This is a genomic window from Corynebacterium sp. HMSC069E04, assembly GCF_001813175.1.
GTDB classification, from domain to species: Bacteria; Actinomycetota; Actinomycetes; order Mycobacteriales; family Mycobacteriaceae; genus Corynebacterium; species Corynebacterium aurimucosum.
Window position 1 is genome coordinate 92,346 of the sequence record NZ_KV811665.1, and the last position, 14,315, is coordinate 106,660.

At 62.2% G+C, this 14,315-nt stretch carries 14 protein-coding genes and 1 tRNA gene; 4 read left to right on the plus strand and 11 right to left on the minus strand.

The annotated features are described in order from the left end of the window. The first annotated feature begins 178 nt into the window (after window positions 1–178). Window positions 179–460, plus strand: a complete 282-nt coding sequence (locus tag HMPREF2896_RS12380) for an ATP-binding cassette domain-containing protein (RefSeq protein ID WP_080550367.1) — start codon at window positions 179–181, stop codon at window positions 458–460. A gap of 33 nt (window positions 461–493) precedes the next feature. Here HMPREF2896_RS12380 and HMPREF2896_RS05085 read toward each other — a convergent pair whose 3' ends face one another. Genes HMPREF2896_RS05085 through HMPREF2896_RS05100 form a run of 4 tightly spaced genes read right to left on the minus strand, consistent with a single transcriptional unit; the run spans window position 494 to window position 4,082 of the window. Beyond that, entirely contained in the window at window positions 494–1,333 is an 840-nt protein-coding gene (locus HMPREF2896_RS05085) for a CE1 family esterase (RefSeq protein WP_070522820.1), read from the minus strand. A gap of 9 nt (window positions 1,334–1,342) precedes the next feature. Beyond that, the gene (locus HMPREF2896_RS05090) at window positions 1,343–2,305 is read right to left on the minus strand and encodes a metal ABC transporter permease (RefSeq protein ID WP_198531109.1); all 963 of its coding nucleotides are present in this window, start codon (window positions 2,303–2,305) and stop codon (window positions 1,343–1,345) included. Further along, window positions 2,283–2,984: a metal ABC transporter ATP-binding protein gene (locus HMPREF2896_RS05095; protein ID WP_070711552.1), complete on the minus strand. Its 702-nt coding sequence runs from the start codon at window positions 2,982–2,984 to the stop codon at window positions 2,283–2,285. The genes HMPREF2896_RS05090 and HMPREF2896_RS05095 overlap by 23 nt, the downstream gene beginning before the upstream one ends. Continuing rightward, entirely contained in the window at window positions 2,985–4,082 is a 1,098-nt protein-coding gene (locus HMPREF2896_RS05100; protein ID WP_070718227.1) for a metal ABC transporter solute-binding protein, Zn/Mn family, read from the minus strand. 72 nt (window positions 4,083–4,154) lie between these two features. Here HMPREF2896_RS05100 and HMPREF2896_RS05105 point away from each other — a divergent pair, with 72 nt between their 5' ends. Beyond that, entirely contained in the window at window positions 4,155–5,240 is a 1,086-nt protein-coding gene (locus HMPREF2896_RS05105; RefSeq protein ID WP_070445994.1) for a LacI family DNA-binding transcriptional regulator, read from the plus strand. On the opposite strand, the gene otsB is transcribed toward HMPREF2896_RS05105, so the two are convergent. From otsB to HMPREF2896_RS05130, 5 genes are read right to left on the minus strand one after another with little or no spacing between them, the layout of a single operon-like run. Beyond that, window positions 5,237–5,980, minus strand: a complete 744-nt coding sequence (gene otsB, locus HMPREF2896_RS05110; RefSeq protein WP_070445997.1) for a trehalose-phosphatase — start codon at window positions 5,978–5,980, stop codon at window positions 5,237–5,239. The genes HMPREF2896_RS05105 and otsB overlap by 4 nt on opposite strands. Before the next feature lie 31 nt (window positions 5,981–6,011). Continuing rightward, window positions 6,012–6,536, minus strand: a complete 525-nt coding sequence (locus tag HMPREF2896_RS05115; RefSeq protein WP_070446002.1) for a hypothetical protein — start codon at window positions 6,534–6,536, stop codon at window positions 6,012–6,014. Next, complete coding sequence (locus tag HMPREF2896_RS05120; RefSeq protein WP_070446007.1) at window positions 6,533–7,954, minus strand: alpha,alpha-trehalose-phosphate synthase (UDP-forming); 1,422 nt, start codon at window positions 7,952–7,954, stop codon at window positions 6,533–6,535. The genes HMPREF2896_RS05115 and HMPREF2896_RS05120 overlap by 4 nt, the downstream gene beginning before the upstream one ends. A gap of 2 nt (window positions 7,955–7,956) precedes the next feature. After that, entirely contained in the window at window positions 7,957–8,316 is a 360-nt protein-coding gene (locus HMPREF2896_RS05125) for a hypothetical protein (protein ID WP_070446010.1), read from the minus strand. A gap of 50 nt (window positions 8,317–8,366) precedes the next feature. Next, entirely contained in the window at window positions 8,367–10,043 is a 1,677-nt protein-coding gene (locus tag HMPREF2896_RS05130; protein WP_070718230.1) for a threonine/serine exporter ThrE, read from the minus strand. A 185-nt stretch (window positions 10,044–10,228) separates the two neighbouring features. On the opposite strand from HMPREF2896_RS05130, the gene HMPREF2896_RS05135 reads away from it, so the two are divergent. After that, window positions 10,229–10,301 (plus strand) — tRNA-Thr (locus HMPREF2896_RS05135). Between the two features lie 39 nt (window positions 10,302–10,340). On the opposite strand, the gene HMPREF2896_RS05140 is transcribed toward HMPREF2896_RS05135, so the two are convergent. Both HMPREF2896_RS05140 and HMPREF2896_RS05145 read right to left on the minus strand, forming a co-directional pair. Beyond that, window positions 10,341–10,868: a TetR/AcrR family transcriptional regulator gene (locus tag HMPREF2896_RS05140; protein WP_070446013.1), complete on the minus strand. Its 528-nt coding sequence runs from the start codon at window positions 10,866–10,868 to the stop codon at window positions 10,341–10,343. Beyond that, on the minus strand, window positions 10,855–12,354 hold the full coding sequence (locus tag HMPREF2896_RS05145) for an MFS transporter (protein ID WP_070711534.1): 1,500 nt from the start codon (window positions 12,352–12,354) through the stop codon (window positions 10,855–10,857). Before HMPREF2896_RS05145 ends, HMPREF2896_RS05140 begins: the two co-directional genes overlap by 14 nt. Before the next feature lie 168 nt (window positions 12,355–12,522). On the opposite strand from HMPREF2896_RS05145, the gene HMPREF2896_RS05150 reads away from it, so the two are divergent. Continuing rightward, window positions 12,523–14,268, plus strand: a complete 1,746-nt coding sequence (locus HMPREF2896_RS05150) for a pyruvate dehydrogenase (RefSeq protein ID WP_070446019.1) — start codon at window positions 12,523–12,525, stop codon at window positions 14,266–14,268. Window positions 14,269–14,315 lie beyond the last annotated feature (47 nt).

The following is a 14,315-nucleotide window of genomic DNA, read 5'->3' on the forward strand; positions in this document are numbered from 1 at the left end:
TTAGAGACGAGGACAACTCGGTCCTTTGCCTGCCGTTTTCACCTTGTACAGATTCAGCTGCGGGTAACTTGAAGAATCTTCGCCAGCAAACCGTGACATCGAGAGTGCATACATGCACAGACGTGTGCAACATCACGCTGGGACGTAATAATTCTCTAGATAACAACGGGTCGCAAGTGTGATTAGTCAGTACGCGAGAAAAGAAAACCTACGCGATGGAACGCGACCTCTACGCGATCGTCAACGACATTGCCGACCACTACAACAAGGTTCACTGAATGATGAACTGAAGGATCTTTTATCCCTTGTAGGCCTTTCATTGCACCACAGTGTTTCCTGCGAGCATGCTTCGCTCGGTATGAAACAGCGTCTAGGAATCGCCAAAGCACTGGTCGGTAATCCACAATTATTGCTTCTCGACGCTCACCTACGAACGGCCTCGACCCGAGGTTGGGGCTGAGTGGAGTGAGACACGATGGGGCGCACGTGCAGTCTAGAGCCCGAAGAATTCCTCCACGAGCTCGGCAGCGATGAAGGAATCCGTGTTTTTACCCAGGCGTGGGTCCAGCTCGTTGCCCGACGGGATGACGTGGCCCATGCCCTCGACGCTCACGAGCTCGACCGGCGCGCCGGTGGCGTCTGCCGGCTCCCAGCGGTCGACAACGGTGTCGGGGAAAAGGTGGGTGCGCTCTGGGCCGGCGGCATGGTTGAGCTCCGCGAAGCGTGCGGCGTTCTCCTGCGCGCCGGTGACGGCACCGCGGGTGCGCTTCGGGTCAATGCCCGCCGTTCCGCCCGTATAGGGCGCGAGCCGGTCGCCCGTGCCGTGGACGAACATGACCGGGGTGGGTTGGTACGCCGAGTCCGGATTGGTGGGCGCATGGTTGGCGCCGGCGCCGAGAGTGGAGGCGAAGATGCAGGCGGCATCGGCAAGCCCGGGGGCGTCGAAGAGCAAGCGGATAACCATCTGCCCGCCGTTGGAGAAGCCGCAGAGGAACACGCGGCTAATCTCCTGCTCCGCGCGCAGCTCGTCGAGGATGGCGCGCGTGAAGGCGACGTCATCGATGCCCAGCTCGCGCGCGGCGACGGGCAGGGTGGCGCGGGCATCGTTAAAGTGCTGTTCCACGCCGGTGGGGTAGACCGCAAGCATGCCGTGGCGGGTGGCGAGGTCATCGAACGTGCCGTTAGTGAAGCGGCGGATGACGTTCGCGGATTGCAGGGAGCCGTGGAAGAACAGGAGGAGGTCTCTCTGGCGCTCGACGTCATCATTCGGGCGGTACACGAGGTACGTGCGGGTGCGGTCTTGTAATTCGAGGCTACGGCGTTCCAAAGTCACGCATCTAGCCTAATCCTGATGCGCGCAGTGCTCATCGTGCGTCGAGGTGTGGTGTGTCTCGGCGTCGGCGCGATCGGTGGCGGCGCGGAAGTGTTCCTGGGAGGCGCGGCGGGCGGCGACGTCGTCGCGGACGGCCTTGCGGCTGCGAGCCCAGCCGATGCCGCGGCAGACCAGGTAAATAACAAAAGAGATGCTCGTGACGAAGACCGAGACGGGCAGGCCCGGCGCCAGGGAGAGGACCAGGCCGCCCACGGCGGAGACCTCCGCGAAGATGGTGGACCACACCACCGCGCGCAGCGGGGAGGAGGTAATCTGTACCGCCGCTGCGCCTGGGGTGATGAGCAGCGCCATGACGAGCAGGGAACCGACGATCTGTACGGATTGCGCGGCCGTCAGGCCCACGAGGATGGCGAAACACACCGCTAGAGACTTCACCGGCACGCCGGCGGCTTGGGCCATGACCGGGTCCGCGGAAGCGAAAAGCAGGGGGCGCCAGAAGAGCGCCACCACGGCGACGATGATGGCGGTGGTTGCGGCGAGCAGCCACACCGACGCGGAGGAGACACCGACGATCTGTCCCGTCAGCAGCGTCATTGCGGTCTTGGCGTTGCCGGGGTAGAGGTGTAAGAAAAGCACCGAGAGACCCAGGCCGAAACTCATGACCACGCCGATAGCGCTGTCTTGTTGGCCTTTCAGTCCCAGCACCGCCAGGATGATGGCGGCCACGATAGCACCGGCAATCGCACCGAAGCCGATGTTGAGACCGAACAGCAACGCTGCGGCCGCGCCCATGAGCGCGAGCTCAGAGGTGGCGTGCACAGAGAAGGACATGTGGCGCAGGACGATAAGTGAGGTCATCACTCCGGAAAGGATTCCGAGCAGCGCGCAGGCGATGAGCGAGGATTGCACAAAATCAACGCCCAGCAGGTACTGGGTATCTTCGATGAATTTAGACAACGATGAGCCTCCCATCGACGTTGAGAACAGTCACGGAGGAGCCATACAGTTCCGAGAGGACCTCGGAGCGCATGACCTCATCGACTGAACCGAACGTGTGGCCATTGGGCGCGAGGTAGAGCACTTTATCCACCACGCCCAGCACCGGGTTTATGCCATGGGTAACGAAGAGTACGGAGGTGCCGCGCTCGTGGCGCCACGCATTGAGCTTCTCGACGGTCGCCTGCTGCCGCGCTGGATCCAAAGACAACAGCGGCTCGTCTGCGAGGATGAGCTCTGGATCGTTGGCTAGGGCCTGGGCTTGGCGGATGAGCTGTTGCTGTCCACCGGAGAGCTGGCCCACGCGGCGGTCAGCGATGCCGGTGGCGCCAACTTCGGCGAGGAGTTCGTCGATACGCCCCCGCGCCGGCTTTCGCTTCCGGAGCACGCCATGGGCGAGGGACAGTGACACGAGATCCCGGGCGCGCAGGGGCAGGTCCTGGGGGAACATTCTTTGCTGTGGGATAAAGCCCACGCGGCAGTTGACGTCGACGCTGCCCGCGGTGAGCTGGCGGGTACCCAAGATTGTTCCCAGCAGCGTGGACTTGCCCACGCCGTTGGGGCCCAAAACGGCGATGAACTCGCCGCGGTCTACGGCGAGGTTCATGTCCGACCACAGTGGTTCTACTGCGGCATTCTTGAAAGAAATGAGCACTTACACAGCCTCGAGTGCGTTGACGACTTCCTCGTAGTAGTCAAGGAAGTTGGTGTCTTCTGGTGGGGTTTCACCAATCTCTACCACCGGGATGTTCTTATCCTCGGCGGCGGCGCGGATGCGCTTGGTCATGTCAGTTTCGGTCTGCGGGTTGAAGATGAGCAGGTCGATCTTGTCCTGCTTGATGTCCTCGAGGAAGCGGGCCAGGTCGGCGGCGGTGGGCTCGCCCTCAGCGACGGTGGCCTTGCGGTAGCCCTCCGGGGTGGCGTCGGTGCTATCGGTGTACTTGAAGATGTAGTCCGCGATGGGCTCGGTCTGCGCGTAGTTGCGCTGCGGGAGCTTCTCGATGCGTGCCTTCAGTCCTTCCATACGTTCCACGAGTGGGTCGGCGGTCGCCTTGGCTTCTGGGTTGGCCTCGTTAACGAGGGTGGCGACCTCCGTCGCCACCTTCTCGATGGCGGCGGAGTCGTACCACACGTGCTCGTTGCCATCGATGTTGGTGACCTGCTCGGGGTGCTCGGCGGCAATCTTCTTGGCCTCGTCCATGGTCACGGTTTCGCCTTCGTGAGCGTGGTCATGGTCATGACCTTCTCCATGGTCATGGTGGTCATGACCATGCTCATCATGCGCGTGGTCGTGTTCCTCGCCATGCTCATGTTCTCCATGATCGTGATCGCCATGGTCATGCGCAGTAAGCGGCAGGGCGTGAATGATCTGGTCCTGGTTCTTGACGGCCTGGTAAAGCCAGGCGTCGTAGCCGCCGCCACCGGCGATGATGACGTCGGCCTCGTCGGCGCGGGCGATATCCGCGGCGGTGGGCTCGAAGTGGTGTGGGTCCACTCTGTTGCCGCTCACGATGGCGTGGACGTCGATATTGACGTCGGTCTGCGCGGTGTTGACGACCGCCTGGGCCACATCAGCCCAGATGGAGGTCGAGGCGACGACCTGAATGGTCTCCTTATCGGAACCGGCATCCGAGCCGCCATCGGCGTTATCGCCGCTGGAAGAACAGGCGCTCAGCGAGGCGGCGCCCAGCGTGGCAGCGAAGAGGAGGGCGGTGGGACGTCGGAAAGCGCGGCGTGGGAGGGTAGTGGTCATGTCCCTATTTCTACGCTTTAGTGAAAATTGTTGTCAAATGATAATGAGTTGAAAACGGGTAACCTTACCGTCATGTCCAAACGCAGCACGACGCTGGCCTCCCTGGCAGCCGAACTCGGGGTTTCGCCCACCACGGTGTCCAACGCGTATAACCGCCCAGACCAGCTGGCCCCCGCCACCCGGGAGCGCATCCTCACCGCGGCGGCTGAGCGTGGCTACACAGGCCCGGATCCCACCGCGCGCAGCCTGCGCACACGCCGCCAGGGGTCGCTGGGCGTCCTGCTTACTGAGCACCTGTCCTATGCCTTCGAGGACATGGCCTCGGTAGATTTCCTCGCCGGCATGGCGGAGGCCTCGGCAGGGGCGAGCACGACGTTGACTCTCATCCCGGCCGGTCCAGATACCGTCGGTGCTCCCAATGACGCCCAGGCAGCGCAGCTCGTAGGGTCGGCGGCGGTTGATGGATTTGTGGTCTATTCCGTGGCGGCGGGTGATGCTTACCTTGAAGCCGTGCAACGCCGCGGCTTGCCGGTGGTGGTGTGTGACCAGCCCACGGATTCGGGCTTGCCCTTCGTGGGCATCGATGACCGCGCCGCGATTGCCCCGGCGGCGCAGGCGCTTGTCGACGCCTCCCATACCCGCATCGGCATCCTTGCCATCCGCCTATACCGCGAGCGCCTCGATGGTGAAGTGACGGCTGCGCAGCTAGCTGCGGCGGATATGCACGTGCAACGCTCACGTGTATTGGGTGCGCTCGATGTCTTTGCAGACGCGGGACTCGATCCTGCAGGCATCCCCGTGGTGACGCGCCACATCAATGATCCACGCACCGCTTATGCGGCCGCAGAGGAATTGCTGACTAGGCACCCGGATCTCACCGCGGTGTTGTGTACGACGGACTCGATGGCGCTTGGCGTAATCGCTTATGCACGCGATCATGGAATCGCGGTTCCCGAGCAGCTTTCTGTTACCGGCTTCGACGGCATTGCGCCCGCCTTGGCGCTGGGCCTGAGCACCGTCGTGCAGCCGAACAAGGAAAAGGGGGCGGCGGCGGGGCGCATGCTGGCCAGCCTCATCGATGGGCGCGGAGAGGTGCCGCGCGCGTTGTTGGAGACCACCTTCCATCCCGGGCGGACCGTGGCCCCGGCTGGGGCTTAAGCGCTGTGCTGCGCGCGGGCGGCGGCGAGTTCTTCGAGGAACTCCGTCACCGCCGCGATATCGGGCACGCGCAGCGCCGCTTGCGTTGCGCCCTCACCGACCTTGACGCCGAGGTCCGGCGGTTGGTTGAGCAGGGCGAAGCCGTCTTCATCGGTGGTGTCATCCCCCAAGAAGACCACTGCCGTGGCGCCGACGCGCTGGCGAAGCTTCTCAAGCCACGTGCCTTTCGTGGCCTGTGTAGCAGAAAACTCGACGACGCACTTGCCCGCTGTCTTGGGGAAACCATCGGCGCTGAGAGCCTCGCCTTCTGCATACGCCGCGGCCGCCGCGTCAGGATCCTGCAATTCTAGTGTCCGCAGGTGCAGCACGCGCTGGAAGGGTTTGACCTCCAGTTCCGCGCCGGGGTGGCGCGCGATGATTTCTCTGAGCTCTGCTTCTTTCTTCGCCAGGTGAGCTTCCATCTCCGGAGTGAGGGCGGAATCCTCCCACGAGGACTCGGCGCCATGCGAACCGCCCAAAAGTACCGGTTCGCGCAGCGGGCATACCTGTTTTAGGCCCTCGAGGTGCCGGCCGGAGAGCACCGCGGCGGTGGTGTTCGGGAGCTCCGCTAAGGTGGCCAGGGCGTCGAGCGAGCGCTGCTCCGGCTTTACGTCATACGCGTTGCGTGCGAAGCCCGCTAAGGTGCCATCAAAATCGGAAACAACCGCGAGGTGTTCTGCGGAGGCGAGAGCATCAATCATGCTTCCCACCCTAGCGCCGAAAACTTCAAGGCTACAGCGAGGCCATCCGGATGATCGGTGAGTCCACCTTGTCAGTGCGCAGCGTCAACACCAGCTGGTTGTTCGGGTTAAGCCCGAAATCGAATTCATGGCCCTCAGCAATGAGGTTGCGCATGAGTGAATCGGCCCACTGTATCGAGCCCTCGCAGTCAGCACTGCGCGGCGGGCTCTCATAAGTGGCTTTCTCCACCCGCATCACGTCGCCCTCCCAGATGGTGGAGGCCTTGTCATCCTTGTGGAAGGAAACCTCGGCAGTGAAGGAAACACAGCCGGTCGAGCCCACAGCGGTGTGTTCACCGAAGCTCATGTGCGGCACGTGTGCAGTATCGGCGGGCAGGGAGGAAGGAGCATCCGGAGATGTATAGAGGTTAATGACCTGCCAATCCTTGTCCAGGATGCGCTCATCGCCGCGCGGCGCAGGCTCCTCCTCGGCGGAGCCACACCCGCTCAGACCAAGCGTGAGCAGCGCCGTGCCGAGCACAGCGGTGAGCGCTGCGGCGGGCCGGCGCCGCATCATGCTTCCTCCTGGTTCAGTGCGCCGAGGAAGGACTGCGACCACAGTGCGATATCGTGCTGACGCACCTGCTCGTTCATCGCAATCATGCGCTCGCGCATGGTATCAGGAGATTCCTCCAGTGCCTTGACCGCGGAGAGTAGAGCGCGTTTGATGGACTCGATGTCGAAGGGATTGCACAGGTTGGCTTGGGTAAGCTCTGCTGCAGCGCCCGCGAATTCGGAGAGCACGAGCGCGCCGGAGCCATCGCTGTGGGAAGCCACGTATTCCTTGGCCACCAGATTCATACCGTCCTTGAATGGTGTGACCAGCATGATGTCTGCGAGCCGGTAGTAGCGCCGTAGTACGTCTTTCGGGACTGAGCTGTGCTGGTAATGCACCACGGGTGCTCCTAAGCGCCCAAAGCGTCCATTGATGCGGCCCACGGCTTCCTCCACCTTCGAGCGCGTGGCGCGGTAGTGATCGATGCGCTCGCGCGAGGGAGTAGCTAGTTGGACGAAGGTCACCTCGTCCGGGTCCAGCGCCCCGGTCTCGAGGAGTTCCTCGAAGGCAGTGAGGCGCTGCAGGATGCCCTTCGTGTAATCCAAGCGGTCGACCCCCAAAATGACGTGTGCGGGGTTGCCCAACTCAGCGCGGAGCTGGACGACGTCCTCTGCATCGCCACCCTCAGCGAACTCACTCGCTGCAATGGAGATGGGAAAGGCGCCGACCCCGACGGAATGACCGCTATTCGTCACGATGCGGGCGGTCACCTCGCGGGTGCTGACCTCACCTTCTACTGTGAGGCCCTGGGTGCGAGCCAGCTCCACGAAGTTGCGGGCGTTGGATTCGAGGTGGAAGCCGATCAGGTTGGCGTCGAGAAGCCCCCGCACCAACTCCTCACGCCACGGCAACTGGCGGAAGAGATCCGGGGAAGGGAAGGGGATGTGGAGGAAGAAACCGATAGTGAGATCGGGGCGCAGTTGGCGCAGGATGCCAGGCACCAGCTGCAGCTGATAGTCCTGCACCCACACCGTGGCATTCTCCGCAGCGACGGCCGCTACCTCGTTGGCAAAGCGCAGGTTGACCTCGCGGTAGGTGTCCCACCAATCGCGGTTATAGATGGGGGTGACGATGAGATCGTGATAGAGCGGCCACAGGGTGGCGTTGGAAAAACCCTCGTAAAAGGCCTCAAAATCCTCATTCGTGAGGCGTACCGGGTGAAGCAGAACGCCGTTGTCGGTGGTGAAAGGCTCGGGAGCTTCGTCGGCCACGCCCGGCCAGCCCACCCAGCAGCCCTGGTGCTCTTCTAGGACAGGGGAGAGCGCGGTGACGAGGCCGCCCGGGGAGGCCTTCCACTCACGGGTGCCGTCGGCGGCGGTTTCGAGGTCCACCGGCAGCCGGTTGGCCACGACTACGAAGCTATTGCTGCGCCCGGACATAACTAGGCCTTCTTCGTGGCCTTTTTAGTTGCCTTCTTGGTAGCTTTTTTGCTCGACTTCTTAGTGGCCTTCTTGGTGGCTTTCTTCGTAGCCTTCTTCGTCGTCTTCTTGGTGGACTTCTTGGAGGCCTTCTTGGTTGCCTTCTTGCTGCTCTTCTTCGGAGCGGCATCGGCTTGCTCAGCCAAAACCTTGCGGTGGACTAAGCCTTCTGGTTCGACGCCCAGCATCGACATGAGGGTCACGCCGTCGAGGAAATCCTCCGCATAGGTGGCGACGACGCGACGCGCGGCGCGGGCGGTCTCTTCCTCTACTGCATGAGTCTGATCAGCGGCGGGCTGAGTATCTGTGACCTTTGGTGGCACGGAGTCCTCCTGGGATGAAGTGTGAAAGCTTTCAGACCGGCTATTCTACGCTATTGCGAGTCCGTTGGGGTGCTCGGGTCATCTTTGCCGGGCACTGTGTAGGTGGGGCGCTGCGCTGGAAATTGCGTGGTGACGGGCCACATGTCCGTGACGGCATCGCCCTGCTGGAAGCGCGCCTGCTGTGCAGGCGTCGGCGGTTTGGGGCCGTACTGCGGCGGTGGGGCTGGCAGGTTGTGACGCGGAGCGAAGGGCGATAGGGGAACGCGCGGAATGCGGGCGCGCTGGGCCAAGCGGGTGGCACGCGAGAAGGAGAACGTGCCCAAGCGCTTGATCGAGTTATAAGGCCGGAAGTATTGCGGGCGGCGCAGGCGGCGGGCCACTCGCTCGCCGAAGACCACGCCAGCGGCTAGTGCACCGGAAATGGCGAGGGCGCTGGCCAGGTTGGTCAGGCCGGTAATGAGCTGTTCGTTGAGCATGGCGTACATGCCGCGGTACAAAGTCAGACCCGGCAGCATGGGGGTATAGCCCACGATCATGGTGATGAGCGGCGGCATCATGTAGCGGCGGGAGAGGAGACCACCGGCGAGGCCGACCGCCACGGCGGAAATGCCAGAGGCGACGACAGCTCCGACGCCTAATAAGACGACGAGGAAATAGTAGAAAATCATACCGGCGGCTGCGGTGAGCCCGGAGATGGTGACCTCGGACCACGACGCTCCCAGCGCTAGTGCGAAGGCAGCAGAACCGATTCCACCGCACAGCACCAGAAGGGGGATCTGGTGATAGACGGGCGGGGCGAGTGTCGCCAGTGGCGGCAGGCTGAAGCCCAACCACGAAGCCACCTGGATACCTAGACCGACGCCGGCGATGATGGCGCCGGTGGACATGAGCGCTTCAAAGAACTTGGCGGATGAGGTCACGGGCGCGCGGGTGATCCCGTCCACCAAACACTGCACCAAGGTCAGGCCCGCCACCAGGATGATGATTCCGGAACCGATGATTTGGGAAGGTAGCATCTGGATGCCAAATCCCGCGAAGATGTTGTAGAGGATGGCCGCGGGGACAACGGCGAGTAGGCCGCCGACGAGGTTCTGATAAAAGGGCGGCAAGCGATAGTCCGCCAGGAACATGTTCGTGCCCATAATGAGTGCCGAAATGAGGAAGGTGACAACCCCGACGAGAAGGTCGCCGCCCAGCATCACGGCGATGAATCCACCCATGGCACCCCACGCGCTGACGATGGTGGTCTTGGAATAAGGGTTCTTCATCGCGTCGATGTCATCCAGGATTTTCTCCGCCATTGCCGGCGGGGTAGCACCGGAGTGGATGGAGCGGATGAGCCGGTCGACGGCGGAGAGTTTAGTGAAGTCCACGGCGATGCTCGGTGCCACGCGGAAGACATGGAGGTTGTGCCGCTCCGGTCCGGTGCCGATGGAGGTGTGGATGGTGATGGTGTTCATCAGAATCGACACGTGGCAGTAGTGCAGACCATAGGAGGAAGCGACGAGGTGAATCTGCGCTTGCACGTCGGTATTGGCTGAGCCCGCCGCAATGAGGATTTCACCAACGCGTGCGGCGATTTCCATGACGCCTGTGACCTGGGCCGGATCGGTGAGATCGACAGGGGCTAGAGGGGAGGGCGGTGGTGCGGCCTTTGCAGCGTCGATGGTGGCGACGGAGGCCGAACGGTACAGCAGGCGCTGGCGCAAGGAAGAAAGAACAGACACGGAAAAGATAGACCTCAACAACACTTCTGGGTTCGGTAAGTCAGCACTTTAGTAACTGCCGTCGATTTATGCACCTGCCAGTGCTTTTCGCGGCTTTTACGTTCACTTTTTCGCAGCGCAAGCACCCTGACTTTCTCTGTATGGGGTGGGCTCAGGTACGATTCCCCTAGCGGATGAGCCGCGGTGCTGGAGTGGCGCAATTGGTAGCGCAACGCACTTGTAATGCGTAGGTTGCGAGTTCAAGTCTCGTCTCCAGCTCAAAAGGGCCTTTTCAAGGCCCTTTTTTCATTCTGGGGGTTATTCGGCGAGGTGGCCTAAGGCGACGTCGATAAGCGCGCGGCGTCTCTGCGGCGGCAGGGGGCGGTCGGTGAGGTGATCGTGCACCCACAGGCCGTCTGCGATGATTGATGCCAGCACGACGGATTCATCCTCCGCGGCAGGATCAGGCAGCCAGCGCCCATCGACGTCCCTCCACACCTTTTGGAAGTCCGGATGGGACTGCGAGTGGATGGACATGAGCAATTCAATGAGCGGGTCATTCTTGCCCATCGACTCCAAGGTGGCGCGGTAGCGCTGGCGAGGACTCAACTGCTCCGCCGTTTTGCCACCGGAGAGACCGATGAGCTCTTCCTCCCAGCGCTCCGCGCACAGCTTATGGCAATCAATGAGCAGCTCGTGCCGGGTAGGAAAGTGGTAGATGAGCCCCGACTTACTCATGCCCGTGGCAGTGGCCAGGGAATCGTAGGTGAGGGCGTGAACGCCATCCTTCTCGATGATGGCGAGCGCCTTTTCGAGCGCCTCAACCTTTTTACTAATGCGTGGCATCGGCACCTCCGGAGGTTGGGTTGCTGCGGAAGCACCAGCCGGTGACCGCAGCAAAAATGAGCATGACTACGCCAAGTCCGGCGGCGGTGGCCAAGTAAGCATCGGTGTATGCGGGGCCGGCGGCCTCCGCGAGCGCGGGGTCGTGGAGTGCATCCATGCCTAGGTCCCGGATGTCCTCTGGCAGCCCGCTCTTATAGAGCATAGGCAGCACCGAACCGGTGACCGCAATGGACAGCAGCGTGCCGAATTCATAGGAAACTTCCTCCACACCCGCGGCCATACCGGAACGCGAGGCAGGCGCGGCGCCGATGATGGCGGTGGAGGATACCGACATCACGAACCCCGCGCCGAGGCCGGTGATGAACAGGCCAACCAGGTATGCGGGGAACACGTCGTGCGTGCCGCCCCACACCACGCAGCCAATGCCCGCTGCCATAGCGAGGAAGCCGCCGGCGATGATGGGCAAGAAGCCCCAGCGGTGCAGGTTAGCCCCGCCCAGCGCGGACATCGGCAGCGCGGCCAGCGCGATGAGGGAAATGATGAGCCCAGCGTGCAGTGGGGAGTAGAGGTCCACCAACTGCAGCTTCTGCGTGGTGGTCATTTCCAGCCCGGCCATGCCAAACATGGCGCCGGCTGCGGCCAACACGCCGCCGCTGAAGATGGGGGAGCGGAAGATATCGAAGGTGAGAAGCGGCTCCTCCAGTGTGTGCTGGCGGCGAGTAAAGAGGACAGCGCCTATGAGGCAGGCGGCCAGCGCGCCACCAATAAGCATGGCGTTGAGGTGGGAGCTGGCTACGGACTTGATGACGAGCACTAGGGAGGCCAGCGTGATCAGTGCGTAAAGGGAAGACAAGAAATCCCAATGCTTCGCTGGGTTCGCCACGTTCGGTGGGGCGAGGAAGGCAGTGAGGATGAGGGCGATGATCACGATGGGCACGTTGACCAAAAAGACCGATCCCCACCAGAAGTGCTCAAGCAAAAAGCCGCCCACCGTGGGGCCTGCGGCCGCGCCAACGACGGCAATGGAGCCCCAAATGCCGATGGCCGTGTTGCGCTCAATCTCATCTTCAAAGGTCAGACGAATCAGAGCCAGGGTAGCGGGCATCATGATGGAGGCGCCAAGACCCAAGAAGGCGCGGGCAGCGACGAGCTCCCACGCGCCGGGCGCTAGCGCTGCGGTCAGAGACGCGATGCCGAAAATCCACAGGCCGATGACGAACATGCGGCGGTGGCCAATTTTATCGCCCAGAGTTCCGGTGCCCAGCAGGAGACCGGCAAGCATGAGTGCATAGGCGTTGATGATCCATAGTTGCTGCAGCGAAGTGGCGTGGAGCTGCTCGGAGAGCTCCGGCAGGGCTGTGTAGAGGATTGAGTTATCCAAGCCGATCATGAGCAGGCCTAAAGAGACCACGCCAAAGAAGGTCCATCGGCGGGTCGCTGAGGTCCGAAGCATCTCTGCCGAGGTTTCCGTTCGTGCATCTGTCATGCTGCGAAACTATAGCGAACGGTCGTTACAGTTTCAAAGCTCAAGAAGCGTGTTTGTTGTCGAAGTCACAAAGCCTCTACTACGTGAGAAGGCAGCTTTAAGGTGGCGAAATGTGCCCGGTGCGGGGACACTGGGGGCCGTTAGCGATAAAAGTTAGAGAGGTACAACATGGCACGCAATTACGCCACGCAGCTCGTGGAAACTCTGGAAGCCCAAGGGGTCAAGCGCATCTATGGCCTCGTTGGTGATTCCCTCAATCCCATCGTGGATGCGGTGCGTCAATCCTCCATCGAGTGGGTGCACGTCCGCAATGAGGAGGCCGCGGCTTTCGCCGCTGAGGCAGATTCCCTCACCACTGGCAACCTTGCCGTGTGTGCCGCCTCCTGCGGTCCGGGAAATACGCACCTTATTCAGGGGCTTTACGACGCCCACCGCAACGGCGCCAAGGTCCTCGCCCTAGCCAGCCACATTCCTTCCCGCCAGATCGGCTCGAAGTTCTTCCAGGAAACCCACCCGGAGGCCATCTTCCAGGAGTGCTCCGGCTACTGCGAAATGGTCAACTCCGCTGAGCAGGGAGGTGTGGTCCTGCACCATGCCATCCAGAGCACCATGGCCGGCAAGGGTGTGTCCGTCCTCGTCATTCCGGGCGATGTCTCCACTCAAGAGGCGGAAGAGGACACCTTCACCTCCTCCGTTATTTCCTCCGGACGCCCGGTTGTCTACCCGGACCCGGCAGAGGCCGCTGCGCTGACCCAGGCCATTAATGAGGCTAAGACCGTCGCTCTCTTCGTCGGTGCTGGCGTCAAGGATGCGCGCGAGCAGGTTCTTGCGTTGGCCGAGAAGATCAAGGCTCCCATCGGTCACGCCCTGGGCGGCAAGATGTACATCCAGTACGACAACCCCTTCGACGTCGGCATGTCCGGATTGCTCGGCTACGGCGCGGCACACGAGGCCACCCACGAGGCGGACTTGCTTATCCTGCTGGGCACGGACTTCCCCTATAACGACTTCCTGCCGGATGCCAACGTGGCCCAGGTCGATATCGATGGCTCCCACATTGGCCGCCGCACCCGCATTAAGTACCCGGTGACGGGTGATGTCGCCGCCACCATTGAGAACATCCTGCCGCACGTCGATGAGAAGAAGGACCGCTCCTTCCTCGACAAGATGCTCAAGAATCACTACGACAAGCTGCACCACGTCGTTGAGGCCTACACCTCTGGCGTGGAGAAGCACACGCCGATCCACCCGGAGTACATCGCAGACCTCATTGACCAGCAGGCCGATGAAGACGCCATCTTTACCGTCGATACCGGCATGTGCAACGTGTGGGGCGCGCGCTACATCACTGCGAATGGCAAGCGCGAGCAGATTGGCTCCTTCCGCCACGGAACTATGGCCAACGCACTGCCGATGGCCATCGGTGCGCAGGCGGCGCACCCGGAACGCCAGGTCATCACTTTCTCCGGCGACGGTGGGCTGTCTATGCTCATGGGCGAGCTGCTCACCGTGAAGCTGCACAACCTGCCGGTGAAGATGTTCGTGTTTAACAACTCTTCCCTCGGCATGGTCAAGCTGGAGATGCTGGTCCAAGGCCTGCCGGAGCATGAGACCGACCACGAGCACGTCAACTTCGCCCAGATCGCGGAAGGCGCAGGCATCAAGCACTTCCGCATCGAGGATCCGAAGGACGCGCCGCGCCTTATCAAGGAGGCCTTGGCCTACGACGGCCCTGCGCTTATCGACGTCGTCACGGACCCGAACGCCCTCTCCCTGCCGCCGACACTCACCTTCGAGCAGCTGCTGGGCTTCTCCAAGGCAGCGACCCGCACCGTCTTCGGTGGCGGCGTGGGCCAGATGCTCTCCATGGCGAAGTCCAACCTGCGCAACATTCCGCGTCCACAGGACTTCTAGCGTGAGCGCTTCGCTCTCACGCTAGAAGGGACCCACGCACCACAAGG